This is a genomic window from Mesorhizobium sp. M0306 (assembly GCF_040321655.1).
GTDB lineage: Bacteria > Pseudomonadota > Alphaproteobacteria > Rhizobiales > Rhizobiaceae > Mesorhizobium.
Map to the genome: position 1 here is coordinate 83,834 of NZ_JAMYRY010000020.1, position 24,315 is coordinate 108,148.

Consider the following 24,315-nt stretch of genomic DNA (forward strand, 5'->3'; position numbering starts at 1 on the left):
TCAGGTCTGAGGCTGCGCGCCCTGTCGTTCCCAGCATTTACATTAGGCAGCCTTGCCAAGATTGTCCCGCTGCAGAACCTGCCTGAGCGCATCGACGAACGTCCGAATATCTGTCGTACTATGGGCAGGCGTAACCGTCACCCTGAACCGCTCGGTTCCCACCGGAACACTCGGCGCCAGAATTGGCTGAACGTATATTCCATGCTGATCTAGAAGCTGGCGGGACGCTTCCTTGCAACGGAATGGATCACCAATAAGCACAGGAATGATGTGGCTTCGGGTCGGCATGACGGGGATGCCCGCCTCTTTCAGCAATCCGACTAAAAGTTTCGTTTTCCGGTGCAGATCAATTCGTTCTGAATCTGAATCGCGAAGATGGCGCAGCGCTTCCAGCGCACCAGCCGCTAGGGCTGGCGCAAGCGCCGTGGTGAAAATGAAACCTATCGAGAAGCTTCGTATGCTGTCAACAATGGAGGCAGGTCCGGTCACATAACCCCCCATCGAGCCGAACGCCTTACCTAGCGTTCCTTCGATGATGGTTGGACGATCCATGATGCCAAGTTCCGCGGCAATGCCGGCGCCTTTCGGACCGTACATTCCCGATGCATGAACTTCATCCAGAAACGTCATTGCGCCAAATTCGTCCGCCATGTCACAGATATCTTTGATCGGTGAAATGTCACCGTCCATTGAATATACCGATTCAAAAACAATGATCTTGGGTCTTGCAGGATTTACACTGCGCAGAAGCTCCCGCAAATGCGCAACGTCGTTATGCCGGAAGACGCGCTTTTCGGCCCGGCTGTTGCGGCATCCACTAATAATTGAAGCGTGGTTGTGCTCGTCAGAAAAAATAATTGTGTCCGGCATCAAAGATGCCAATGTACTCAATGATGAATCGTTTGAGCTGAAGCCGGAAACAAAAATCAATCCTGCTTCCTTATTGTGGAAACCTGCAAGCTCCCGCTCGAGCAACACGTGATAATGGTTGGTGCCACCAATGTTGCGGGATCCTCCCGATCCTGCGCCGTTGGCATCGATGGCGCGCTTCATTGCCGATAGCACTTTGGGGTGCTGCCCCATACCGAGATAATCATTAGTGCACCAAATGGTTATCTCTTTTCGGCCGTCGGGCCTATTGAGCCAGGCCTTTGGGAAGTTGCCAGACTGACGCTCCAGATCGGCAAATTCACGATACCCGCCACGGCCTTTGAGTTGCTCGATTCTTCCGGCGAAATACTGCACATAATCCAAATCAATCTCCTGTTGGGAAGCCGTTCTTCGGCGCGCTCAGTGCTGCTTCACAGCGCACCTGCGCCGGCCCATCGCGTCGCATCCCTCGACAAGCACCAGCAAGATTGGATTTCGACTACGCGCTTGATCTTGCGGGGGTTTCGGGCGCTCCAGCTAATTCGGGTAACGCGCCCCAAAGTGCAAGTGAAGAGAATGTTAAATCCATTTGTTACTGAAATGTCTGAAATTGCATAGTGTCGCAAGGGATTTCATAATTCTGGCCAGTCGTCGTTCGATTCCTGTCGCGGCCTTGTCAGAGCTGCGCTCGGCGGGCTTTCGGGCCCAAGAGCCGCAATGCGCGAGGGCCGCGTCTTGTCGCGCAACAGCCCTTGAAGCCCTTCGGCGGCGAAACGCTCTGCCAACGCCATACGCAGCTTTTGGACTTGCTGGCCTGCCGGATCATCTCGACGGTGCCGACGTCATCGTCGGTCCAGCCGGTTCGGAGTCGCCTCAGAATCGGAATTTTCTGCCCATCAGACTGGAAATTGACATGTAAGCTTCCCGGCTCCTTCAGATGTCATCATCTCTCGCACACCATCTCATGCCACGCAGATGAGATCGCGCCTTCTTCTTTGGTCACATTCCATTATCAGGATCGGAAAAGAAGGGGTTCCTTGTTTTTTATATGGCTGAAACAATAATTTCACAAATAATTATGAAAACGGACATGTTTGCTGCAGACAATTAACGTACACGTACTTGTCTGCTGCTGAATAACAAAATATAGACAGCGATTATAACTTATAAACGTAGTGAAACGCGTCAATCGGACATTTCCGTACATCTGCAGCAGAGGCGAGGGGAGTCCCATGGGCCCTATGAAGATGCAGCCTGAGGAGATGGGCAGCCTGTCCGCGCGGATTTACAGCAAGGTGCGGGATGGCTTGATCATCGGCAATTTCGCGCCGGGCGACCGTCTCCTTATGCAGGATCTTGCCGGGCAGCTCGGAACCAGCATTACGCCGGTGCGCGAAGCCTGTCTGCGGCTCGTCAGCGAGCAGGCGCTCGAGTTGCGCTCCGGCAGGTTCGCCGCGGTGCCAGACCTCAGCCGCGCCCGCTACATTCAGATCAAGCTGATCCGCGTGGCACTTGAAGGGCTTGCGGCAGAACACGCTGCCGACCATTTTGCCCCCCCCGATCTCGAACAGCTTGAGACCTTCCGCGCCTCATTTGTAGAGAGCAATAAGGCCGGTAATATCAAGGAAGCGCGATCCTCCAATCGCGCTTTCCACTTCGGCGTCTACCGCCTGTCGCGTATGCCGATGCTGATCGGACAGATCGAAAGCATGTGGGCCTCGATGGGTCCAATCCTTAACGTTTACGATCGGGAAATTCCGCGCGGGTACACCGGCGCGGAAGAACATGACCATCTCATCGAGGCCTTGAGGGCTGGCGACAGGAAGAGGGCCCGCGAGGCGATCGAGAACGACATCCAGCGAGGCTCACATGGTTTTCTGCGCTATTTCGACGAGCGCGGCTCCGTCTGAGCTGAATTGCCCTAAGCACCATCGATTTGCGCGACGCGCGGTGTGCGCAGGCCGGCTGTTTCCCCGCCGTCTACAGTCACCACCGTGCCGTTGACATAGCTCGATTGACTCGAAAGTAACCAAGCGACGACATCAGCGATCTCTTCAGGGGCACCGAAGCGGTTGGCAGGGATCCGCAGTTCGAGCTGCTTCTTGCGCAGTGCATCGCTTATGATGTTGCCCATCATGCGTGTTTCGATCTGGCCGGGGCAGACAGCGTTGAAGCGGATCTCCTCGCCGAACTCCAGCGCGAGTGCCTGCGTCAGCCCGATGACCGCGGCCTTCGAGGCGCAGTAGGCAGCGAGCCCTTCTTCGCCCGTCTTTCCGGCGATGCTGGCCATGTTGACAACTGAACCCCTCCCATGCCGCAAGCCGTCCAGCGCATGACGGATGAAGAAAAAGACGCTGCGTGCATTAACCGCAAGGACCTCATCCCAATCGTCCTGGGTGGCGGTGGCGAAGGCAATGCGCTTCGACATGCCGGCATTGTTCACGAGCCCCGCGAGCCGGCCGTTGCCAAGTTCAAGCGCACGGTCGACGACACGGCGGCAATCGTCTTCACGGATGATGTCACCGGCAACGAACGTGACACCGTGATTGGCGCGTTCGAGCGCCGCGCCCGCTTCTGCATCTCGGCCGGTCGCCACCACTCTGGAACCGGCAGACGCAAGTTTCTCCACGCAGGCCCGCCCAATCCCGTGCGTGGCGCCTGTTACGATGATCATTCCAATTCACTCCATTACGCATTTGGCAACCGCACAGTTTGTGGGGCTCGCTTTTGGGCCAATCCCCGCCCCATCAAATCATGACGAACAACGTTGTCGTCTCCTAGGATCAGTGGATCAAGTTGTGACGCAGGTTAAAGCCGGTGGACTGGCCCAAGCGCCGGGCCGTCGGTCCAACGGCTAGATTGGCGACACTGCGCATGTGGCCATGTCTTTCCTCGCGTGATGGGGTGTTCCCTAGAAGCGGAGCGATATGCGGGTGTGACGACCGATAAGGCGGACCGGCTATTCCGATGGGGACATCCATACTGTCGCATGACCGACTCGTCATCCCCGCAAGGCCAGTAATGCCAGAAGTGCTGCACAACGCCAAGAACGCACACCCCCAATCAGTGTTTCGACTGTTCGCGGCACACGGGATCGGTCTCTCAGCTGACAAAACCATGTCGCAATGGCTGGACGTGCATCGCGATTTGCGAGCCTGGTGACGCGGGACCTTGCGCCGGCACGCTATCAAGGGAACCGGCCGCGACGGCTTGCCGGCGGAGGCTGTGCTGCCCTGCCCCTGCTCAAGCAGCACCACCCACTAAGCATCGGGAACCCGCGTTCCATTTAGAAGCCTCCACGTTGCGGGCCTTTGCCCGGCTGCCGGGAGAATGAAGTCGCAAGACAACACCCGCAATCCGGGCGCCGACCTCTAGGAAGAACTCAGGCTGGCAAGCGCCAGACGAGAGAAGTTGGAAAGCGGCACGGTCGTGCGCGGGGAACCGTCATTTCAACAATCATCCGACCGCAGCGTGTTATGGCACGCTGCCGTGCGGTTCAGCGCGGCTGTTGCAGCACGCGAATGCACTGGGCACATCTCCTCCCTAAAGACCCTATGACGATTTGGTCGATAGCGAAGTGCGGCTGCTGACCAATGGCTCTGTATTCGAAGGCCACGCTGATCGCTTTGACTTATTCGCCGGCGCTTGATGTCAGGCAACTCGATCGACAAGCCGCATACCGGTCGGTCGCGAGGAAGCCCACATCGCCGAGGCCAGTTGCATGGCTGCTGTCTCCGACCTCGTCTTTCGTCAAATGGATTGTGATCCCGGTCGAGGCAGCGAAACCGCGATTGAAGACACCTTCCCGGCTGAGCACCGGCTAATGAAAACCCTATTGACTTATAACTTATAAGTAGTACGGTAGCACTGTGAAAATGAACAACGGCGCGGATGGCCCTGAAGGCGAACTCGCCTAGACGGTACTACGATCCGCCAGCAAGCCTCTGCTCCCAAGGCAGACCGCGGAGCCGGCGAAATCGCCGGCTCCGGACCCGGGAACACACGAAAATGGGGAATCACATGACCAAGAATCACGCTTTCCGATCCATCCTCGCGGCGGCTTTCGTCACCGGCGTGGCCGTCCTGCCCAACGCCGCGCAGGCCAAGGATTGGTGGCCCTTCAAGATCAACGCGGCCAGAGGCGGCGATCTGAAAAAAGTCGAGGCACTCGACTATGTGCCGCTGGAAAAGGCCGAGAAGCCCTGGAACCTGTGCGTCTTGTTTCCGCACCTCAAGGACAGCTACTGGGTCTCGGTGGACTACGGTATTGTTGAGGAAGCAAAGCGCCTGGGTGTCAAAGTGACGGTCCTGCAGGCTGGCGGCTATGACGCGCTGCCCAAGCAGCTGTCGCAATACGACGATTGCGTCGCATCCGGTGCCCAGGGTATCCTCGTCGCCGCCATCTCGGAAGCCGGTCTGGCGGCCAAGCTGAAGGAGGGCGACGCCACAGGCCTTGTCCAGATCGCCGTCGCCAATCCCATTCTGGAAACTCCGATCACCGCGCGCATCACTCCCGATACCTACCAGAAGGGTTTTCAGGAGGGTGAGTACCTCAAGAAGTACCTCGGCGACAAAAAGACGACCGCGATCGGCCTGCCAGGTCCGCAGGGATCGGGTTGGGCGGAGAGCTATATGGCGGGCTTTCGCGACAGCATCAAAACCGGCAACATCAAGCTCGCGGCCGAGCTCTATGGTGAGCCCGGCGTTCCGCAAAGCCTGCGCCTCGTCGAGGACGCCCTGCAGACCTATCCCGATCTCAATGTCATCTGGGGCGGGGCTGCTGCGGCGGAAGCGGCCGTCAGCGCCGTCGCCGACGCTGGCCGCGACGATGTCGTGATCATGTCGTCTTACGAGAACCAGACGATGCTGAAGCTGGTCAAGGAAGGCAAGGTGCTTGGCTTTGCCGCCGAGTATCCGGTGATGATGGGCCGCATCAGCGTCGACCTCGCGGTGCGCGCCTTGGAAAAGAAGGACTATGAGAAGGTTCTGCTGGTCGCGCCGGGTATCGTGACCAAGGACAACGTCGACAAAATCGACCCGACGCAGATTTTCGCGCCCGATGGGTGGAAGCCTGAATTTTCGGTACAATAGTCGCATCTTCGATGGGCGGTAGACCTCGGCCTTGGCCTGCCGCCCTTTTAGCTTCGAGTTCGGTGGTGTCAGCGATGCTTGAACTTACGGGTATGACGAAGCGTTTCGGGGGTGTGGTGGCGCTTGACGGCGTTGATTTCACACTGCTGAGCGGTGAGGTCCACGCCCTTCTCGGCGAAAACGGCGCCGGCAAGTCGACGCTCATCAATCTGATAGCGGGAACCTATGGCTGGACCGAAGGCTCGTGCCGTATCGACGGCCAAACCGTTTCCGCGCTGACCCCGCAGAAATCCCGCGATGCGGGCGTCGCGGCTGTGTTCCAGGAATTCAGTCTCGTCCCCGACCTCACGGTCGAGGAGAACCTGTTTCTTGGACGCGAGATCAAAGGAAGGCTTTTCCTGAATCGGCGCGCGATGCGTGCCCGCGCGGAAGAACGCTTCCGCGACATTGGCTTCCACGTCGAGCTGGACAGCAAGATCGAAACGCTGACCCGGGCGCAAAAGCAGATGGTCGAGATTGCCAAAGGCATGCTTTCGGATGCCAAGATACTCATCCTCGACGAACCGACCGCGTCGCTTACCGACGGTGAAGCGGAAAAATTGTTCGCCGCCATCGCGGGCCTCAAGGCACGGGGTGTCGGGATCATCTATGTGTCGCACCGTATGGCCGAGATCCGTCGGCTCGCGGACCGTGTCACGGTCTTGCGAGGAGGGCGCAAGATCGACACCGTGGCCATCGCCGCGGCATCGGACGCGACGCTGATCGAGATGATGGTCGGCCAGCCGGTCGAACGACTTTATCCGTCAATCAGCCAGCGCCCCGCCGAAATAGTGCTGGCGACCAGGGGGATCAGTGTCTCCGGCACCCTATCCGATGCCTCCATCGTGGTCAGAGCTGGCGAAATCGTCGGCCTGGCGGGCCTGGTTGGCTGCGGTCGTAGCAAACTTTGCCGAGCCGTATTCGGCCTGGAGCGTGTGACGTCCGGTGAGATCGAACTCCATGGCGAGGTGGTCAGAGCGCCAGTGCCGCACAGCATGTTGCGTGCTGGACTTTGTTACTACCCGGCCGATCGCGGCGCCGAGGGACTGGCGCTTGGCCGGCCAGGCCGCGAGAATGTGACCATGGCGGCGCTCGACGACCCGAGACTGTCCCAGGCCGGACTGCTCAAGTCGTGGCGCGAGCGCCGGGCGATAGCCGCGCCGTTGAAGACCCTGGGTCTGCGACCGATGGCGCCCGAACGCGCGGCGTCGTCCTTTTCGGGAGGAAACCAGCAGAAACTCGTGCTGGCGCGCGGTCTGATGCGCCCGGTCTCGGTCCATATCTTCGATGAACCGACGGTTGGCATCGACGTCGGCGCCAAAAGCGAGGTCTACCGGCTTATGAAGACCCTGGTCGAGAACGGCGCGGCCATTCTGCTGTCATCGTCCGAACTGCCAGAACTCGTTCACCTGGCGAACCGCGTCTACGTCATGCGCGAAGCGCGCATTGTCGCCGAACTCAAAGACGACGGCATCACCGAGGCCGCGGTGCTGCGTCACTATTTCGACGCCGAAACCGGCGCCACGGAGGCGGCATGAGCCCTGACACGCTGCGGCGCCGTTTTCTGGAAACCGGCGGGATCGTCATCCTGCTTCTGGTCGCGGTCGCGGCCGTGGCCGCGATCGTCGAACCGCGTTTTCTGAACCGCCTGAACATCCTCAACGTCCTGCGCAATTTTTCCTTCTTGGCGATTCCGGCGATCGGCCAGATGATCGTCATGACCACCGGTGGCTTTGATCTGTCGGTCGGCGCCACCATGGCCTTGGCGTCCGTGGTCACGGCCGCGGCGATGGCCGCGATGCCCGACGCAAATGGGGTCCAACTGCTGGTCCCAGTGGCGCTGGCCTTGACCAGCGGCGCTTGTGTTGGCCTGGTAAACGGCACGCTGGTGGCGCGGCTTTCCCTCTCACCCTTCATGGTGACATTGGCATCGTTGTCGATCGTCGCAGGAATTACGCTCTATTACACGCAGGGCATCCCGATCTATGGCGTTTCCGACGCTTTCGTCGATGCCATCGGGCGAGGCCAGGTGCTTGGCCTGCCGCCGGTCTTGCTGCTGGCGATCGCGGTGATCGCCATCGCCATCATTCTGCAGCGTCGGACCGCGCTCGGGCGCCACTTCTACGCCGTCGGCGGCAACGTCGGCGCCGCCCGGCTGTCGGGCGTGCGGACTCACCGCGTGTTGATTACCGCCTATGTGGTCTCCGGTCTCCTGGCCGCGCTCACCGGCGTCCTGATCACCGCTCGCATCGGTTCTGGCCAGTCGACGATCGGCGGCACGCTGGGACTGGAGACGATCGCAGCGGCGGTGATCGGCGGCGTTTCATTGCGCGGCGGCTCAGGCCGCGCCGAGAACGTCGCCATGGCGGCGCTGTGCCTCTCAATCATCGCCAATGCGATGAACCTCACGCAGATCGACAGCAAATTCCAGACGCTGGTTCTCGGTTCGGTGCTCATCGGCGCACTGGCTTTCGACCGAATTGTTCAGGGGAGGCGGGCCAATGTCTGATCGTCCAGACATGGCGGCTCCGGTTGTTCTTGACCGCGCTCGCCCGGACATCCGCCAGTTCGCGGCGCAGGCCAAGCTGCCGGGGCTTGTATTCCTGGCCCTGCTGGTTCTCGGTCTGCTCGACCCGCGTATTGTTTCAAGCGGCAATCTCTGGAACATCGCGATCCAGACCAGTTATCTCGCACTGTTTGCCATGGCGCAGACCATGGTGCTGCTGACGCGCGGCTTCGACCTTTCGCTTGGTTTTACCGTCTCGCTCGTCAGCGTCATATCGGCGATGGTGATGACCGGAAGCGGCGATATGCCGATCCTGTGGGGAATCGTCGCCGGCCTTGGCGTCGGGCTGCTTATCGGCGGGCTGAACGGCTTCCTCATCGCCGGTGTCGGCATCAATCCACTCGTGACGACGCTTGGCATGGCCAACATTGTCATGGCACTGGCGTCAACCGTCAGCGGCGGCTTTCCCGTGCCGGGCATTCCCGAGGCCTTCACGGACGCCTTGGCGGAGGGACGGCTGATCGGCATTCCGGTGCCCATCCTGTTCGCCGCGCTGTGTTTCGCACTGCTGTTCCTGGTCCTGCGCTTCACCGTGTTCGGCCGCGGCCTGTATCTCATCGGCGCCAATCCTCGCGCGGCGAAGGCGGCGGGCGTTCGAACCGGACGTGTCGTTGCGATCGACTACGTGGTCTGCTCGCTGCTGGCCGCGATTGGCGCCATGCTGCTCACCGCGCGCACCGGATCGGGCGAGCCCAATCTCGGCGGCAACCTGACCCTGGAATCGATAGCGGCGGCGGTGGTTGGTGGCGTGCGGCTGACCGGCGGCGAGGGAGGCGTCACCGCGGCTCTGCTGGGTGCCCTGTTCATCACGGTCATTTCCAACGCCATGAACCTCATGCAGGTCGACGGGTATCTCCAGCAGGTTTTGTTGGGCCTCATCATTCTGGCCAGCCTGATACTGGGCCGCGATCACAAGAAACGCTAACAGCTTCGGACCTATAAATGGCTTATCAAGTCTGCATCGATATCGGCGGAACGTTCACCGATTGCCTGGTTTCCGAGCCCGGTGGGAAAATCTCGATCTTCAAATCGCCGACGACGCCCGGCGAATTCGAGAAGGGGTTCATCAACGTGCTGCACGTGGCGGCGGCCGGATACGGGCTCGATCCCGCGACGTTCATGACCAAGATCGACTTGATCGTACACGGCTCGACCGTCTCGACCAACGCGCTGGTCGAGCGCAAGACCGTCAAGGTCGGGTTGATCCTCAACGAAGGACATCAGGACATCCTCGTCTTGCGCGAGGGCCCGCGCAAGGGCGCCTTCCAGTGGCGGCTCGACTATCCGGAGCCTTACGTCTCGCGCCACCTGACGAAGACGGCGCGGGGCCGCGTCGATGCGCGCGGGCGGGAGCTCACGCCTCTGTCGAGATCCGATGTCGAGGCGGCGATAGCCGACTTCCGGCGCTATGGGGTCGAAGCGATAGCGGTCGGTCTGCTTTGGTCGGTCGTCAATCCCATCCATGAAACGACGGTGCGCGATATCATCGCGCAGGCATGGCCGGAGATCCCGGTGACGCTTAGCCATGAAGTCAATCCGATGTCGCGCGAGTACAAGCGCATCATCGCGGCCGCTATCGACGCGTCGATCAATCCGATCGTGCGAACCTATATCGAGGACTTGCGGCAAGCACTTTCGCAGGCTGGTTTCCAGGGCGAGCTGCTGCTGGCCAACTGCGTCGGTGGAATGATGCCTCCCGCCGAGATGCTGCGGCGGCCAATCTACAGCGTCATGTCGGGGCCGACGCTGGCGCCGATGGCGGCGCTGGCGCTGAGCGACGAAGCCAACGTCATCGTCGGTGACATGGGCGGCACCACCTTCGACGTCTCGGCTTTGCGTGACCACCAGATCATCGTCACCCCGGACAGCATGATCCACGACGACTCGCTCGGCATCGCGAAGGTGGATGTGAGATCGGTCGGCGCCGGCGGCGGGTCGATTGCCTGGGTCGATGATGGCGGCCTGCTGCGGGTCGGTCCACAGAGCGCTGGCGCGCGGCCCGGGCCGGCATGCTACGGAGCGGGCGGAACCGCGCCGACGGTCACCGATGCCAATGTCGTGCTCGGCATCATTGACCCGGATTATTTTCTTGGCGGGCGGATCAAGATCAGCCGCGAACTGGCCGAGAAAGCGGTCGCGAGCATCGCGACGCGGCTCGGCATCCCGCTGCTCGACGCGGCTTACGCCATCCAGACCACCAGCAACCACAACATGGTCGGGGCCATCGAGGAAATCACCATTCGCGAGGGCATAAACCCACGCGACAGTTTCTTTGTCTGCGGCGGCGGCGCGACCGCCATCCACATCGCCGAGATGGCCGACATATTGGGCTTGAAACGCTACATGATCCCGCGCTTCATGGCTGGGTTGAGCGCGTTCGGCGGGTTGATCTCTGATATCACGCGCGAGGAAAGCGCGGTTTTCCTGACCTCGACCCGGCGCTTCGACGCCGCTGGCGTCTCCGACATCCTGGCGCGGTTGAAGGTGTCGGGCGAGGCATTCCTCGAACAGGCTGGTGTTGAGCCAGATCTCCGGCGTTTCGAGTTCTCCTTTCTTGGTCGCTACGAGTACCAGTCCTGGGAGATCGAGGTCCATTTCGAGGCCAATGAGCCGCGCCTCGAAGCGGAAAAACTCCCAAGTCTGGTCGAAGCGTTCCATCAGATGCACGAACGCATCTATTCGATCAGATCCGATCGCGACGTCGTCGAATTCACCAACTGGAAGCTGCGCGCGGTCGGCAAGCGGGCTAATCAGGATGCCTGGAAGGACTTCAGGCTGGCCGACCAGGCGACGTCGCCGGTCGCCAAGGCCCATCGGCCAGCTTATTTGCATGAAACCCGGCGGACGAGTTCTCTGCCCGTCTACGACATGGACCAGCTGGGCGCGGGGGCGGCGCTTGACGGCCCCTGCCTGGTGGAGGCGACGACGTTCACCGCCTTCCTCAAGGACGGACACCGTGGGCGCGTCGACCCGCAAGGCAACATTGTCGTGACAGTCGATTGACTCCAACCTTCGCTAACAAGGCACCGCAAAATGAATTCACCTGTCATTCGCCTGGAGACACCAACGCGCCGCGTCGATCCGTTTCTGATGTCGGTTCTGAAAAGCCGGTTCGAGGCCGTCGTGCGGGAAATGACGCTGGTCGTGATGCGGGCCAGCCGCTCAGCGGTGATCAAGAACGCCCGCGACCTGAGCTGTGCGATCCTGACCTATGATCACCGCCTCGTTTCCACCGAGGACGCGCTGCCGATCCACGTCATGTCGATGGATCTGGCGACCCGTCCGATAACGGAGTTGTTCGACGATATCGCCGACGGCGACATCTTCCTCAACAACTGCCCATACACTGGCGGCACCCATCATGCCGACCTGATCATGGCGATGCCGATCTTTTTCGACGGCAAGCCGCTGTTCTGGGCCGTGGCGCTTTCCCATCACGCCGATACTGGCGCGCCGACACCTTCGACCTATCTGCCATTTGCCAAGAACGTTTATGAGGAAGGCATCCACTTTCCCTGCGTGCGTGTGGTCGAACAGCACCGGGAGAAGCAGGACATCCTGCGCATCGGCATGATGCGCAACCGTGTTCCAGACATCTGGCTGGGCGACGTGCGAGCCCAGATCGGCGCCTGCAGGACCGGTCGACGCCGTCTCTTGGAACTGCTTGAAAAATACGGCCGCGACACGCTGCTGGATTTTGTCGAGGACTGGTTCGACTACGGTGCACGTCGCGCCATGGCCGAAATCGCCAAATTGCCGAAGGGCAAGTTCTCCTACGAGGTCCGCCATGACCCGGTCCCCGGCGTGGCGGAGGAGGGCATCCCGGTCAGGATCACCATCGATGTCGACCCTGAAGCCGGCGAGATCACGGTCGATGTGCGTGACAACATGGACAACGTCCCTGGCGGTCTCAATCTGTCGGAAAACACCTGCACGGGCTCGTGCCGCATTGGCGTCTTCAACAATCTCGACGACGGCATCCCGCACAACGAGGGCGCCAAGAGCCGGATCAAGGTGTTGATGCGGGAGGGAAGCGTGGTTGGCAAACCCCGCTACCCCGTAGGCACCTCGGTGGCGACCACCAATGTCAACGACCGGTTGATCATCGCCGGCAATTGCGTGTTCTCGACGATGGGAGAACCCTATGGCCAGGCCGAGAGCGGCTCGCACCTGCCGGCGGGGATCGGGGTGATTTCAGGCAAGGATCCGTTCAAGGACGGGCAGCCCTACGTCAACCAGGTCTTCATTGGCTACGCCGGCGGCGGGGCGCGTCACGGCTATGACGGCTGGTTGACATATTGCGGGCCGGCGAATGGCGGCCTGATCGCGCTGGATTCCGTGGAGGTGGACGAATCCATGTATCCCATCATCATTGAATCGCGCGGCGTGGTGGCGGATACCCAAGGCATTGGCGAGTTCGAGGGTGCTCCCGCGGTGGGCGGTGTCTTCTATCCCGTCGACCACGAGATGACACTGGTCTACTCGGCCGATGGCACAACCTTTCCGCCGCGCGGCGTGCTCGGCGGCGGTGACGCCAAGGCCAGTCGCAGCGCCAAGCGCGGCACGGACGGCAAGCTGGTGGAATTGCCTGCGTTCCATGAGGAGGCGTGTCGCGCCGGCGAGCGCATCGAGTTCGTTGCCTGTGGCGGCGGTGGCTATGGCGACCCGACCAAGCGCGATGTCCGCCGTGTCGCGGCCAGCGTTGACCGCGGCTGGCTGACGAGCGAAGCGGCTCGCCAATCCTACAAGGCGGCCCTGGTGCTGGACGCCGAACAGGGCGTCTGGGTCGTCGACCAGGATGCCACCGCGCGCCTTCGGGCGGCCTGAGCCAGCGCGAAGAGAGGTCGCCAGCAAATGACCGGCGGCTTCGATCACGCCCGCTTGGCGGCCGCGTCCTGCTCGTCGAAGTACCGCAACAGGTTCATGCCACCGCGCACGATGTCGCGTTCGATCGCCTTACGCGCCACCTTCTTGTTGCGGGTCCGGAACGCTTCGATCAGCGTCTCGTGCTCCTCCGCGCCGATGTAATCGTTCTCGGCCTGCAGATAATACACGTTGAGGATAGGGCCCATCGAGACCCACAGGCTTTCGATCTGGGCGATCAGCATATCCATCTTGGACAGGCGGTAGACGCCGAAGTGGAATTCACGATTGGCGCGACGGGCGCGGTCAGCGTCGCCGGACGTTTCGCCGGCCACGAAATCGCGATGGATCTCGACCAGTTTTGCAATGTCCTTCTCCGAAACATGCTCGACGGCGAGTTCGGCCGCTAGTCCCTCGAGCGCGATGCGAATGAGCCGGACCTGCCAATAACGCGACCGGGTCAGCTCTGGAACGGTGATGAACCGCCCCGACCGCAGTTCCAGCGCCTGCTCGCTGACGAGCCTGAAACAGGCCTCGCGCACAGGCGTGACGCTGGTGCCCAGCCGTTGCGCCAGATCCTGCATCAACAGTCTTTCGCCGGGCCGGAAATTGCCGGCGATCAGGGCTTCGCGCAGCGAGATATAAGTTCTCGCCGACAGACTGCCTTGCTCGATTGGCTGCATCGTGCTCATGGTCCACCGCTGCAATCTTGGCCGCACCGAATCGACAACGGATAGTGCGAGACGCTCTTATATCCTATAAGTCCGTTGCGAAACATGGCTAGGAGCTGGCGGGTTTCCCAGCGGAGAGCTTGCGCAGGATTGTCTCGATGATATCCAGCGATTTCTCGACTGTCGCCCGGTCATGGCTCCCTGACAGGTAGAGACGCTTGAGCGGAAGCGGCTGGCCGATCAGCCGGTTCGCCACCATCTCTCTGCGGAATGCAAGATCGAAGACATCGTCGTTGCCCAGCAAGTCCTGGTAGTCGCGGTAAGGACCGCTGAGGAAATAGATCAGCCAGACCGAGCCAAACCCGGCGCTCTGCGCGGGCAGGCCGAGGCGATCGATAATGCCATCCAGCTGCGTGCGCATGAAAGCGCCGAGGGCAAACAGGCGGTCGTAGAAGCCTGGTTTCGACAGCTCCTCGATCGTCGCCTGCATGGCGGCGAGCGTCGACGGCGTGCCGTTGAAAGTACCGCCCATGAACACGGATCCTTCCCCGGTCCGGCCGACGAGCGCCATGAGATCGCGACGACCGGCCACCACGCCAACGGGATAGCCTGAGGAGGCCGCCTTGCCGAAGGTCGCGAGATCAGGCGTGACGTCGGCGATCGACTGATAGCCGCCGAGCGCGTGGCGAAAGCCGGTGATGACCTCGTCGAAGATCAGCACGACACCATGATCGCTGGTCAGGCGACGCAGCTCGCGCAGGAAAACATCCGTCGCGATCACCGACCCCATATTGTGAGCGATTGGCTCGATGATGATCGCCGCGACCTCGCCCGGATTGGCCTTGAGATAATCCTCGACGGCGCCGGCATCGTTGTAAGGCAGCACGATGGTGTGACGGGCGGCATCCTCGAGGATGCCGGCGCTGATGGGATCGTACTTGCCGATCGCCTGCGCGTGCGACTGTACGTTCATGGCGACATAGTCGTGCCAGCCATGATATCCGCCTTGGAACTTGATGATGCGCTTGCGACCGGTGGCGGCGCGGGCAAGGCGCAGGGCGTGATAGGTCGCCTCTGATCCGGAATTGCAGAAGGCGACGAGATCCGCGCAAGGGATGCAGTCGACCAGCGCCTCCGCCACCTCGATCTCCAGCCGCATCGTTCCCGCGCCGACAAGATCGATGTCCTGGGAGACCGCAGCGATGCGTTCACGCACCGCCGGATGACAGTGGCCAAGCACGTTGGCGCCGAAGCCGCAGTGGAAGTCGGTGTACTGGTGTCCCTCGACGTCGTAGAGAAACGCACCCTGCGCCCGGGCAAATACATGCGGCGCGCCGAGCCTGCGGCTCGGGCTGAGCAATCCGCCCGGCATCACCGCACCGGCGCGCTCGATGAGTCGGGCCGTGTTATTCTGATCGGTCATCGGAATGTCCGTGTCCGTGCATGGCTATGGTTGTCCGCCGGCTCAGCCGAGGGCTTCAAGAACGGTGGCCTCGATTCCCGCCGCGTCCAGCCGGTAGTGCTTGTAGAGATGCGTTGGCGGCGCAATCAGGCTGTATTCGTCGCGGATGCCATGGCGTATCAACCGTGCCGGGCTGCCCGCCTCCGCCAGGATTTCCGCCACGGCGCCGCCCAGACCGCCCAGGATATTGTGTTCCTCGATGGTTAGAATGAAGCGGGAGTGAGCCGCGGCCGAGAGCACTGCCTTCGTATCCAGTGGCTTCACCGTATGCATGTCGATCAGTCCGACGGATTTGCCCGCCGCACGCAGCGCGCGGTAAGCCTCCCTTGAGGGATGGACCATCGAGCCACAGGCGATGATGGTCAGGTCCGATCCTTCGCCGTGAACGATCGCCTTGCCGAACTGGAAGTCGACGCCGTCGTCTTCATAGACCAGCGGTTCCTGGCCGCGGCCAATGCGGAAGTAGATTGGCTGGGCATGATTGACAGACGCCTTGACGGCGGCCGCCAGTTGCGGGCCGTCAGCCGGCGCGACGACCGTGAGGTCGGCGATGCTTCGCATGATGGCAAGATCTTCCGTCGCATGGTGGGAGGTGCCGTAGAAGCCGAGTGAAATACCGGCATGATGACCGATCAGCCGCACCGGCAGCGCCGAATAGGCGACGTCGGTTCTGATCTGTTCGCAGCACAGCAGCGCCAGGAAAGAAGCGAATGTAGCGACGAACGGCATGGCGCCGGTGCTGGCCATGCCGGCAGCAGCCGAAACCATGTTCTGCTCGGAAATGCCAAATTGCGTGAAGCGTTCGGGAAAGCGTTGCGCGAACCGCACCAGCCCGTTGGAATATTGAAGGTCGGCCGTACCGGCCACGACCGGATAACCGTCTTCGACCAGATCGATGAGCGCATTGGCCAGGTAACTCAGGCCAGGCGCGCGCGCGTTGATCTGGCGGTACTGCCAGGAGTTGGTATCGATCGGGCCGTTCATTGTGTTTTGCCTCCACGCTTGATCTCTTCGGCGGCCAGGGCCTCGTCCGATGGCGCGAGATAGCCCAGATGCCAGCCGGGTTCGGTTTCCATGTAACCAACGCCCTTGCCTTTGGAGGTCTTGGCAATGATGCAGACGGGCCGGGTGCGGTCTGCCTCGGCCTTCAACTGTCGCAGCAGCGTCGCGAGAGCGACGACGTCGTGCCCATCGACCTCGTGCACCTGCCAGCCGAACGCCGCCCATTTGTCGGCCAACGGTTCGATGCCGATGATGTCGTCGACCTGCCCGTCGAGCTGGTATCCGTTACGATCGACGATGGCGATCAGATTGCCGGCCTTATGGTGGGCGGCAGACAGCGCCGCTTCCCAGACCTGGCCCTCCTGCATCTCGCCGTCACCGAGCAGGACATAGACATCGAAGCGCCGGTCAGCCGCACGGCCGCCAAGCACCATACCGAGGCCGCCGGACAAAGCATGGCCGATCGAGCCGGAGCTGAAATCGACGCCGGGCACCTTGCGCATGTCGGGATGATCGCCAAGCGGATTGCCGAGCCGGGTATAGCCATCGAGAACGTCCTTGGAGAAGAAGCCCCAGTCGACCAGCAGCGGATAAAGGCCGACCGCGGCGTGCCCTTTGCCCATAAGGAAGCGGTCGCGGTCCGGCCATTGCGGCTCGCCGCGCCTCAGCCGCATCGCATCGTAGTAGAGCGTGGCGAATATTTCCGCGCAGGAGAACACCGACGAATAGTGGCCCACCTTGGCGATCTGGATGAGACGCAGCGTCTCGAGGCGGACGAACTCTGCCCTGTCGCGCAACAGGGCGATCCGCTCCGCGTCGGGTGGCAGGGTGTTGTTTGAAGGAGTGGGTGCGTTGGCCATTGGACGTCACTCTCGGGATCATTTTTTCTCGACAACTTATAAGTTATAAGATATTTGTCGCTGAAGCAACCGCCTATCTGGTCGCAAGGAGAATTTTGATGAACAACGAATCGCGCGTGCTGGACATGGCCAGGCACTTTCATTCCCAAACCGATCCACGCCTGCATGAGGATCATGGTCCGTTGACGATCGTGGCCGGCGAAGGCGCGACCGTCACGGATGACGCGGGCAACCGCTATATCGAGGGCATGGGCGGACTCTGGTGCGCCTCGCTTGGCTTCAGCGACAGCCGGCTGGCTGTCGCTGCTGACCGCCAGATGCGCAAGCTCGCCGTCTACCACACCTTCAACCACCGCTCGAACGAGCCCACCGTCGAACTCGTCGAGCAGCTTACCGCGTTGGCGCCGTTCGACAACGCGCGCGTTTTTCTGGTCGGCTCCGGTTCCGAAGCCAATGATACGATGGTCAAGCTCGCCTGGTACTACCAAGCCGCGCGGGGGCGCCCGGAGAAACGCAAGATCATCAGCAGGTTTGGCGCCTTCCACGGCAGTACGATCATGGGCGCGGCGCTGAGTGGCCTGCCGCATATGCACAAGTCCTTCAACCTGCCGCCGCTTCCCGTCATATTCGCGGCGCGGCCATTTCACTATCTCGACGGTCTGCCGGCCGAGGCGGAGCATGACTACGCCACGCGCCTGGCCCAGGAACTCGAGGCCCTGATCCTGGCGGAGGGGCCAGAGACGATCGCCGCGATGATCGCCGAGCCAGTCATGGGCGCCGGCGGCGTGCTGGTACCGCCGGAGGGTTATTTTCCAAAGGTTCAGGCGGTGCTGCGCAAATACGACATCCTGATGCTGTCCGACGAGGTGGTCTGCGGCTTCGGACGCACCGGAAATTGGTTCGGCAGCCAGACTTTTGGCATGGAACCGGACATGCTGTCGGTCGCCAAGGGGCTTTCATCCGGTCATCTGCCCATTGGCGGCGTCATTATCTCCGACAAGGTCTACCAGTGCGTCGCCGATGAGGCCCACAAGGTCGGCGTGTTCGGCCACGGTTTCACCTATTCCGGCCATCCGGTGACAGCCGCCGTCGCCGCCGAGGCGATCAGGATCTACCGCGAGATCGATCTCGTGAGCCAGGCGCGCCGTCTCGGCGATTATCTGCATGCAGCGCTCGCGGACGCGCTCAACGACCATACACTGGTCGGCGAGGTCCGCGGCCGCGGTTTTATAGCGGGGATCCAGATCGTCGAGGATCGCGCCACCCGTCGCGCCTTTGCGCCGGAGCTGCGAATTGGCACCGATGTCGAGCGGCGGTGCCGCGAGCACGGAGTCATGATCCGCAACATGGGCGACGTGCTGGCAATCTGCCCGCCCTACGTCATCGCCCCTAAAGAGATCGATTACATGATTGATGGCATTCGCGCGGCTCTTGATGAGACCGCGGCGGCCCATGCGCGGACTGACCAGTCGGCATGAACCCGCCCGGCGAGGCGGCGAGACATCGCTGGAGGGGCCGGCCGCGCGAAAGGCGCTTGGGCAAGCGCGAGCCGCAGCCAGCATACAGGATCCTGATTGTCTTATCCGAACGGAGGCCAGACCATGCTTCAGAAAACCAGCCATTTCATGCGCCAGGCCAATCTCATCAACGGCGAGTGGGTGCAGGCCGACAGCGGACTGACGGTCGACGTCAACAACCCGGCCACCGGTCTCAAGATCGGCACCGTGCCGAAGTCGGGCAAGGCCGAGACCCGCCGCGCCATCGAAGCCGCTGCAGAAGCTTTCAAGACCTGGCGCAAGACGACCGCGCTCGAGCGCTCGAAGCTGCTGCGCAAGCTGCATGACGCGATGATGGACAATCAGGACGTGTTGGCCGAACTGCTGACCATCGAGCAGGGCAAGTCGCTGTTCGAATCGAAGGGCGAGATCGGCTCGGCCGCGGCCTATATCCTCTGGTTCGCCGAGGAAGGCCGCCGCACCTATGGCGGCGTGGTGCCGTCACCCTGGGCGGATCGCCGCATTCTGGTGACCAAGGAGCCGGTCGGCGTCATCGCCGCTATCACGCCGTGGAATTTTCCGTCCTCGATGCTGGCCCGCAAGCTCGGCCCGGCGCACGCCGCCGGCTGCACCGCGGTCGTAAAGCCCGCCTCGCAGACGCCGTACTCGGGTCTTGCCTGGGGCGCGCTCGCCGAGGAGGTCGGTTTCCCGAAGGGTGTCATCAATGTCCTGACCGGCTCGGCCAGCGAGATCGGCGATGAGATCTGCGCAAATCCGCTGGTGTCGAAGATCACCTTCACCGGCTCGACCGAGGTCGGAAAACTTCTCATTCAGAAGTCGTCCGTCACCGTCAAGAAGGTGTCGATGGAGCTCGGCGGCAACGCGCCGTTCATCGTCTTCGATGACGCCGACATCGAGCGTGCCGTCGCCGGTGCGATCACCGCCAAGTATCGCAATTCCGGTCAGACCTGCGTTTGCACCAACCGCTTCCTGGTCCAGGCTGGCGTCTACGAAAAATTCGTCGAGAAGCTCGCCGCCGCCAGCAACGGGCTGAAGGTCGGTTCCGGCCTCGAGGACGGCGTGCAGCAGGGACCGCTGATCGACGAGAAGGCGGTCGAGAAGGTCGAGGAACTGATCGCGGACGCGACTTCCAAGGGCGGTAAGATCGTTGCCGGCGGCAAGCGCCATGCGCTCGGCGGTTCGTTCTTCCAGCCGACGGTCATCGCCAACGCGACACCCAAGATGCGCTTCATGAAGGAAGAGATCTTTGGCCCGGTCGCACCGGTGTTCAAGTTCGAGACCGAAGAGGAAGCCGTCGCGCTTGCCAACGACACCGAATTTGGCCTCGCCTGCTATTTCTACACCGGCGATCTCGGCCGCGCCTTCCGCGTCATGGAAGGGCTGAAATATGGCATGGTCGGTGTCAATGAAGGCCTCATCACCACGCCGGAGGCACCGTTCGGCGGCGTCAAGGAATCGGGCCTCGGCAAGGAAGGCGGACATCAGGGCATCGAGGATTACCTCGACACCAAATATGTCTGCATCGGCGGCCTCGGCTCTAGTGCGCCGGCTTTTCCCGCGTCTCAGAACGCGGAATGACGAACCCGCGGGTGATCCGGTGAAAATCTTTCTGGTTCCGAGGAGAAGTGACCTAAGATCGTGTGCGCCCTATGCTCTTACGTTTCCGGAAAAAGCTTCGGAAACAGCGCGTCCAGAGCGTCCGCCGGAAAGCGTAGGGACACTGGGCCCTTTGGCGTTTCCGACGCCAATAGTCCGAGCGCGATTACGTCATTGAACACTCGACGCGCCGTACGTTCGGGTAGTCCGCTAATACGGGATGCCTCGCCGCGGTCAAACTCACCGCGCGTGAGCGCTTCCTCCACGAGGCGGCCGGCTTCGGGCTTCAGACCACTGCGCTCCACATGCCGATACAGCCGCTTGGCCAACGTGTCGAGATCGAACAGTCCGGTCATGAAGCTCACCTGATCGATACACGCCTGCAGGAACCATAAGGTAAAATCGCCGAGTGCGCGTTCGGAGAGGTTGCCACGTCCGTCGAGATCACCCTGGCGGGGCATATCGGCATGATCCATCATGCTCTTGTAATCCGTTCGGCTTTTCACGCCACGTGCCAAGCCTCGTGAGATCGACCACAGCCCGTGCGCGGCGATCCCGGCCTGATGGGCCATGGCGTGGCTCATCAATCGGCTGACGCGTCCGTTGCCGTCCGGAAACGGGTGAATGTAGTTGAAGCGGTGATGCGCGGCAGGAATGGTCAGGATGCGTCCGGCCTTGCCCAGCTTAACGAAGCGATAACGCATGGCAAAGTATTGCATGAAATCGTTGACGCGATCGCTCGAAGGCGGTTCATGCCGGCCGATGGCGACATCATGCTCTGGCTTCGATCGCCACTCACCTGGCGCCGTGACGAACTCACGGCCGGCACCCTTGATGGTCAGCATGGGCGCTTCGGCATCGCGATAGAATTCCGCGTGCAGCCATCGAAGAAAACCTACCGATGCCGGTTCCGGCAACTGCCCATCGGCAGCCAGGCGGTCGATCTCGGCTTGCAGGCGAACGTGCGCGGCCGCCTCGAGCTGCAGATTGCGGCGGTTCTCGTCTCGATCGAAATTTCCGACCAGCGCCCGTTCGATGTCGCGCGGGCGCGTATCGTGGCCTTCGATCAGGTTGCTGTAGTAGGTGTTCATGATGCGCACGAGATGGGCGAGGTTGGCTGCGGTACGCGAGTGCAGGCTTTTGCCCAAAACAGCCGACGTCGCCGACAGCTCTACCAGCGCATCCGAGATAGTTTCGGATAGATCGGGTAGGCGTGCCGGTTCGATGCGCTGTACGCTCTCTTCCATATTGGCCGATCTTGGGTTCCGCCAAATGCATGATTATTAACCTAAATTTTCAGTTGACCAGATTGTTTGGCCGATCTTCTGGCCGATCGTCGGCATGCGGACTTGCGGGCCTCGGCACTGCCACCGCTGCCAGGCTTGGACACAAATCGATGCTGCCGATGATGATCATGGCCGATGTTCGGCAGGCCTATCGCACTGACAACTATGCACAAACCGTAATTGAGGGAGCCATCTGGCCGATGCTTTGGCCGATCCATGACGATCGGCCGGACTCAGACAGGTTCGAGGTGGAAAACAGGCAGCTTTAAACATGGTTCTGCCTCGGCCAGCGCAACATTCGCCTGGAGCTTCGCTTATGCTGTGTGAGCTTGTTCTCTCGCGCCCGAATTCCCCATGGATGGCCCAAAAGCAGGCGATCCATTTGTCATTTTTAAGTGCCCGGACTGCCAGTTGATCGCGTTCTGACCCGACTGGGAGTTCAAGTTTGACCTGAAACTGACCGGGTGCTGGATGGCAGGCTTCATCCCCACCGGTCTGATATGAAACAACGTCCGGCCCCGAGGCTAGGCTGCAATCTCGTATGGCTTCTATGCGCCGTTCTCTTGGAGCGTGTTGCGGGCTTGGTCTGCTCAACCTCGGAGCTCAACGCTTCACGGCGTTAGGATGAGCGTTCGAGGCGCAGGATTACTGCCGACACTGCTCTTCTTGTTCGCATTGGGCAGTTCCCGTTGGAGCCTTCCATCTTGCCGACTGCTGAGTTTGGAGTGGCCGTAGCTGTGAAATCGAAAAGAAGCCCATAGGCAACGTTTGCCGCGACGCTACTGAGAGCTGGTCACCGGGAGAGCCGAAGGTAGAACGAAGTTGTCTCGTTGAGCTTGTATGTGGCGCCAGCATAGAAGGCCCAGTTCCCACCCCAAGGCTTATACAAACCGCCACCGTTAGCGCCGATCGCGTTCATGGCCTCGTCCTTTTGGCAGAGATCACCACGGTCGCTAGCTGGCGAGCAAAGTCCGTCCCAGCGCTGCATTATCTCGTCGGATCCGGCAAGCTGGCAGAATTTCCCAGGCGGAGCTGACGGGGAGGGATGGTGGGAATAAAACGGTGCGCGTGAGGTCTCGGCGGGAACAGCCAAGACATCTAAGCGGAACGGACTGGCATAACGCAAAGACACAGGCGAGCTCAGCGGCAAGGTGGTTTGTTATCACCATGGGACGCCTGCCGCGTCAAACGGTGGTGTCGTGGGTCGAGACGGCGAGGGCAGCGGTCGCCATGCGCCCCGACCGGCTTGCCTTGTTCGGCTACTCGCATATCCCATCCCAAATAAAGAACCAGCGCCTCATCGAGGCGGAATTTCTTCCCCACAGCGCTGCCCGCGCTGAACAGCATGCGGCTGTCGCCGTGACGCTGGTTGCCGCCGGCTACCGGGAGATCGGGCTCGACCATTTCGCCTTGCCGCACGACGAGCTCGCGCTGGCACAGGAAACAGGTCGCCTGCGACGTAACTCGTTGGGCTACTCTGCCGATACCTGCAGAACCCTGATCGGTTTCGGCGCGTCGGCTATCGGCCGCATCGGCCAGGGTACGTTCAAAACGAAGTTACACGGGATTTCTACATCCGGCACATCGCAGCTGGCCGACTGGCGACATCGAAGGGCCATCGCCTCACAGACGACGACCGCGTGCGAGCCGCAATCATCGAGCGATTAATGTGCGATTTCGAGGCTGACGTGCCGGCAATCTGTGTCGCCCACGGATCTGATCCGATCCGTCTTCGCGGTTCAGATGAGCGCTTGGCGATGCTGGCCAAGGACGGAATAGTGGACTTCGAAAACGGTTTTGTCCGCGTACGGCGGGAGCATCGCTTTGGGATTCGCGCTGTCGCTGCCGCATTCGATGCTTTTAGCGATGGCCTTACGTATCCCGCAGGTGAGGGCAAGCACACACACGGAAGCTAACACAGGGAGTATCTTTTGCCGGAGAGAACGAGCTGCCATCGTGCGGTGCCCGGTTAGTAGTGAAGCGCCGTAAAATGTCGACATAGGCGTTGGTGAACTGGACCGAACGACGAGAACAGCCTATCCAGTGTGTTGTCGGCAGTTAGTTCGAAAGTCCTGCTACACCCGATCCGATGCCTCTCAACGCCGAGGCCGCACCTCCGTGCCGAAGCCGGCCTTCCCAATGGTGGGTCGAGCCGTCGCTTACCCCGTGCTTGCCTCACAGATCCGCGACCGAGAACCCAGCCTCATGCTCCCGCCCTGCCGGGCCTAGGTCCATCTAGCATGAAAGGAACACGTCGGAACCTGGGATATCGCTTGCCCGGCCGGGCGGCGATAGCCTTGTCGGGGCAGCGAGGAGCCGTAGCCGATGATGAACGCACAGGAGAAGTCTGGCGTGAATGGGGCGATGATTGTCAATCTTTGCTCTCGAGTCATTTCGTCAACCATCTTGCGTGACCGATTGGCGACCATCTCCTCGTCCCGACCTTATATTACCCGTCGCCTGTCGCCGCCAGCGCGCAGTGACTTGTCAAG

Annotated in this window: 17 protein-coding genes and 3 pseudogenes; 12 read left to right on the top strand and 8 right to left on the bottom strand. The window is 61.2% G+C overall.

What is annotated here, in order from left to right; all coding sequences use genetic code 11:
- Positions 1 to 42: 42 nt before the first annotated feature.
- Both hemA and NKI95_RS23625 read right to left on the bottom strand, forming a co-directional pair.
- Positions 43 to 1,254, bottom strand: coding sequence for a 5-aminolevulinate synthase (gene hemA, locus NKI95_RS23620; protein ID WP_352719579.1), 1,212 nt, complete (start codon positions 1,252 to 1,254; stop codon positions 43 to 45).
- Between the two features lie 314 nt (positions 1,255 to 1,568).
- Positions 1,569 to 1,717: pseudogene (locus tag NKI95_RS23625) on the bottom strand (IS630 family transposase); the annotation flags it as partial.
- A gap of 328 nt (positions 1,718 to 2,045) precedes the next feature.
- On the opposite strand from NKI95_RS23625, the gene NKI95_RS23630 reads away from it, so the two are divergent.
- Positions 2,046 to 2,780, top strand: a complete 735-nt coding sequence (locus NKI95_RS23630) for a GntR family transcriptional regulator (protein WP_352719581.1) — start codon at positions 2,046 to 2,048, stop codon at positions 2,778 to 2,780.
- An 11-nt stretch (positions 2,781 to 2,791) separates the two neighbouring features.
- Here NKI95_RS23630 and NKI95_RS23635 read toward each other — a convergent pair whose 3' ends face one another.
- A complete protein-coding gene (locus NKI95_RS23635) occupies positions 2,792 to 3,544 on the bottom strand; it encodes an SDR family NAD(P)-dependent oxidoreductase (RefSeq protein WP_352693054.1) in 753 nt (250 codons plus the stop codon).
- A gap of 367 nt (positions 3,545 to 3,911) precedes the next feature.
- Between NKI95_RS23635 and NKI95_RS23640 the strand changes: the two are divergent.
- From NKI95_RS23640 to NKI95_RS23670, 7 genes and pseudogenes are all read left to right on the top strand, one after another.
- Positions 3,912 to 4,414 (top strand): annotated as a pseudogene (locus tag NKI95_RS23640) (ISNCY family transposase); the annotation flags it as partial.
- Positions 4,415 to 4,890: 476 nt separating this feature from the next.
- Positions 4,891 to 5,961, top strand: coding sequence for a TMAO reductase system periplasmic protein TorT (gene torT / locus NKI95_RS23645; RefSeq protein ID WP_352719583.1), 1,071 nt, complete (start codon positions 4,891 to 4,893; stop codon positions 5,959 to 5,961).
- Between the two features lie 74 nt (positions 5,962 to 6,035).
- Positions 6,036 to 7,538, top strand: a complete 1,503-nt coding sequence (locus NKI95_RS23650; protein ID WP_352719585.1) for a sugar ABC transporter ATP-binding protein — start codon at positions 6,036 to 6,038, stop codon at positions 7,536 to 7,538.
- Positions 7,535 to 8,509: an ABC transporter permease gene (locus NKI95_RS23655; protein WP_352693048.1), complete on the top strand. Its 975-nt coding sequence runs from the start codon at positions 7,535 to 7,537 to the stop codon at positions 8,507 to 8,509. The genes NKI95_RS23650 and NKI95_RS23655 overlap by 4 nt, the downstream gene beginning before the upstream one ends.
- Positions 8,502 to 9,491 (top strand): ABC transporter permease, encoded by a 990-nt coding sequence (locus NKI95_RS23660; RefSeq protein ID WP_352693046.1) that lies wholly within the window; start codon positions 8,502 to 8,504, stop codon positions 9,489 to 9,491. The genes NKI95_RS23655 and NKI95_RS23660 overlap by 8 nt, the downstream gene beginning before the upstream one ends.
- Positions 9,492 to 9,508: 17 nt before the next feature.
- Positions 9,509 to 11,569, top strand: coding sequence for a hydantoinase/oxoprolinase family protein (locus tag NKI95_RS23665; RefSeq protein ID WP_352693044.1), 2,061 nt, complete (start codon positions 9,509 to 9,511; stop codon positions 11,567 to 11,569).
- A 30-nt stretch (positions 11,570 to 11,599) separates the two neighbouring features.
- A complete protein-coding gene (locus NKI95_RS23670) occupies positions 11,600 to 13,393 on the top strand; it encodes a hydantoinase B/oxoprolinase family protein (protein WP_352719587.1) in 1,794 nt (597 codons plus the stop codon).
- A 44-nt stretch (positions 13,394 to 13,437) separates the two neighbouring features.
- On the opposite strand, the gene NKI95_RS23675 is transcribed toward NKI95_RS23670, so the two are convergent.
- The 4 genes from NKI95_RS23675 to NKI95_RS23690 all read right to left on the bottom strand — a co-directional run bounded on the left by NKI95_RS23675 (position 13,438) and on the right by NKI95_RS23690 (position 17,424).
- The gene (locus NKI95_RS23675; RefSeq protein WP_023737066.1) at positions 13,438 to 14,121 is read right to left on the bottom strand and encodes a GntR family transcriptional regulator; all 684 of its coding nucleotides are present in this window, start codon (positions 14,119 to 14,121) and stop codon (positions 13,438 to 13,440) included.
- A gap of 88 nt (positions 14,122 to 14,209) precedes the next feature.
- Positions 14,210 to 15,523 carry an aspartate aminotransferase family protein gene (locus NKI95_RS23680; RefSeq protein WP_352693042.1) on the bottom strand — a complete coding sequence of 438 codons (1,314 nt, stop codon included), beginning with the start codon at positions 15,521 to 15,523 and terminating at the stop codon, positions 14,210 to 14,212.
- Between the two features lie 42 nt (positions 15,524 to 15,565).
- Positions 15,566 to 16,546 carry a transketolase family protein gene (locus NKI95_RS23685; protein ID WP_352693040.1) on the bottom strand — a complete coding sequence of 327 codons (981 nt, stop codon included), beginning with the start codon at positions 16,544 to 16,546 and terminating at the stop codon, positions 15,566 to 15,568.
- Positions 16,543 to 17,424, bottom strand: a complete 882-nt coding sequence (locus NKI95_RS23690) for a transketolase (protein ID WP_352693038.1) — start codon at positions 17,422 to 17,424, stop codon at positions 16,543 to 16,545. The genes NKI95_RS23685 and NKI95_RS23690 overlap by 4 nt, the downstream gene beginning before the upstream one ends.
- Positions 17,425 to 17,522: 98 nt before the next feature.
- Between NKI95_RS23690 and NKI95_RS23695 the strand changes: the two genes are divergently transcribed.
- On the top strand, positions 17,523 to 18,902 hold the full coding sequence (locus tag NKI95_RS23695; RefSeq protein WP_352693036.1) for an aminotransferase: 1,380 nt from the start codon (positions 17,523 to 17,525) through the stop codon (positions 18,900 to 18,902).
- A 123-nt stretch (positions 18,903 to 19,025) separates the two neighbouring features.
- Positions 19,026 to 20,519 carry an NAD-dependent succinate-semialdehyde dehydrogenase gene (locus NKI95_RS23700; RefSeq protein WP_352719590.1) on the top strand — a complete coding sequence of 498 codons (1,494 nt, stop codon included), beginning with the start codon at positions 19,026 to 19,028 and terminating at the stop codon, positions 20,517 to 20,519.
- A gap of 77 nt (positions 20,520 to 20,596) precedes the next feature.
- On the opposite strand, the gene NKI95_RS23705 is transcribed toward NKI95_RS23700, so the two are convergent.
- Complete coding sequence (locus NKI95_RS23705; RefSeq protein WP_352693032.1) at positions 20,597 to 21,784, bottom strand: Fic family protein; 1,188 nt, start codon at positions 21,782 to 21,784, stop codon at positions 20,597 to 20,599.
- Between the two features lie 149 nt (positions 21,785 to 21,933).
- On the opposite strand from NKI95_RS23705, the gene NKI95_RS23710 reads away from it, so the two are divergent.
- A complete protein-coding gene (locus NKI95_RS23710; RefSeq protein WP_352480533.1) occupies positions 21,934 to 22,092 on the top strand; it encodes a hypothetical protein in 159 nt (52 codons plus the stop codon).
- Between the two features lie 907 nt (positions 22,093 to 22,999).
- A pseudogene (locus NKI95_RS23715) lies at positions 23,000 to 23,739 on the top strand (oxygen-independent coproporphyrinogen III oxidase); the annotation flags it as partial.
- Positions 23,740 to 24,315: the final 576 nt, after the last annotated feature.

What these genes read in the sequence shown, in the direction of transcription:
- NKI95_RS23685 (WP_352693040.1), bottom strand. Translation starts at nt 16,546, where the DNA reads ATGAACGGCCCGATCGATACCAACTCCTGGCAGTACCGCCAGATCAAC.
- NKI95_RS23710 (WP_352480533.1), top strand. Translation starts at nt 21,934, where the DNA reads ATGCTGCCGATGATGATCATGGCCGATGTTCGGCAGGCCTATCGCACT.
- NKI95_RS23655 (WP_352693048.1), top strand. Translation starts at nt 7,535, where the DNA reads ATGAGCCCTGACACGCTGCGGCGCCGTTTTCTGGAAACCGGCGGGATC.
- NKI95_RS23705 (WP_352693032.1), bottom strand. Translation starts at nt 21,784, where the DNA reads ATGGAAGAGAGCGTACAGCGCATCGAACCGGCACGCCTACCCGATCTA.
- NKI95_RS23650 (WP_352719585.1), top strand. Translation starts at nt 6,036, where the DNA reads ATGCTTGAACTTACGGGTATGACGAAGCGTTTCGGGGGTGTGGTGGCG.
- NKI95_RS23680 (WP_352693042.1), bottom strand. Translation starts at nt 15,523, where the DNA reads ATGACCGATCAGAATAACACGGCCCGACTCATCGAGCGCGCCGGTGCG.
- NKI95_RS23675 (WP_023737066.1), bottom strand. Translation starts at nt 14,121, where the DNA reads ATGAGCACGATGCAGCCAATCGAGCAAGGCAGTCTGTCGGCGAGAACT.
- torT (WP_352719583.1), top strand. Translation starts at nt 4,891, where the DNA reads ATGACCAAGAATCACGCTTTCCGATCCATCCTCGCGGCGGCTTTCGTC.
- NKI95_RS23635 (WP_352693054.1), bottom strand. Translation starts at nt 3,544, where the DNA reads ATGATCATCGTAACAGGCGCCACGCACGGGATTGGGCGGGCCTGCGTG.
- NKI95_RS23695 (WP_352693036.1), top strand. Translation starts at nt 17,523, where the DNA reads ATGAACAACGAATCGCGCGTGCTGGACATGGCCAGGCACTTTCATTCC.
- NKI95_RS23690 (WP_352693038.1), bottom strand. Translation starts at nt 17,424, where the DNA reads ATGGCCAACGCACCCACTCCTTCAAACAACACCCTGCCACCCGACGCG.
- NKI95_RS23700 (WP_352719590.1), top strand. Translation starts at nt 19,026, where the DNA reads ATGCTTCAGAAAACCAGCCATTTCATGCGCCAGGCCAATCTCATCAAC.
- NKI95_RS23670 (WP_352719587.1), top strand. Translation starts at nt 11,600, where the DNA reads ATGAATTCACCTGTCATTCGCCTGGAGACACCAACGCGCCGCGTCGAT.
- NKI95_RS23660 (WP_352693046.1), top strand. Translation starts at nt 8,502, where the DNA reads ATGTCTGATCGTCCAGACATGGCGGCTCCGGTTGTTCTTGACCGCGCT.
- NKI95_RS23665 (WP_352693044.1), top strand. Translation starts at nt 9,509, where the DNA reads ATGGCTTATCAAGTCTGCATCGATATCGGCGGAACGTTCACCGATTGC.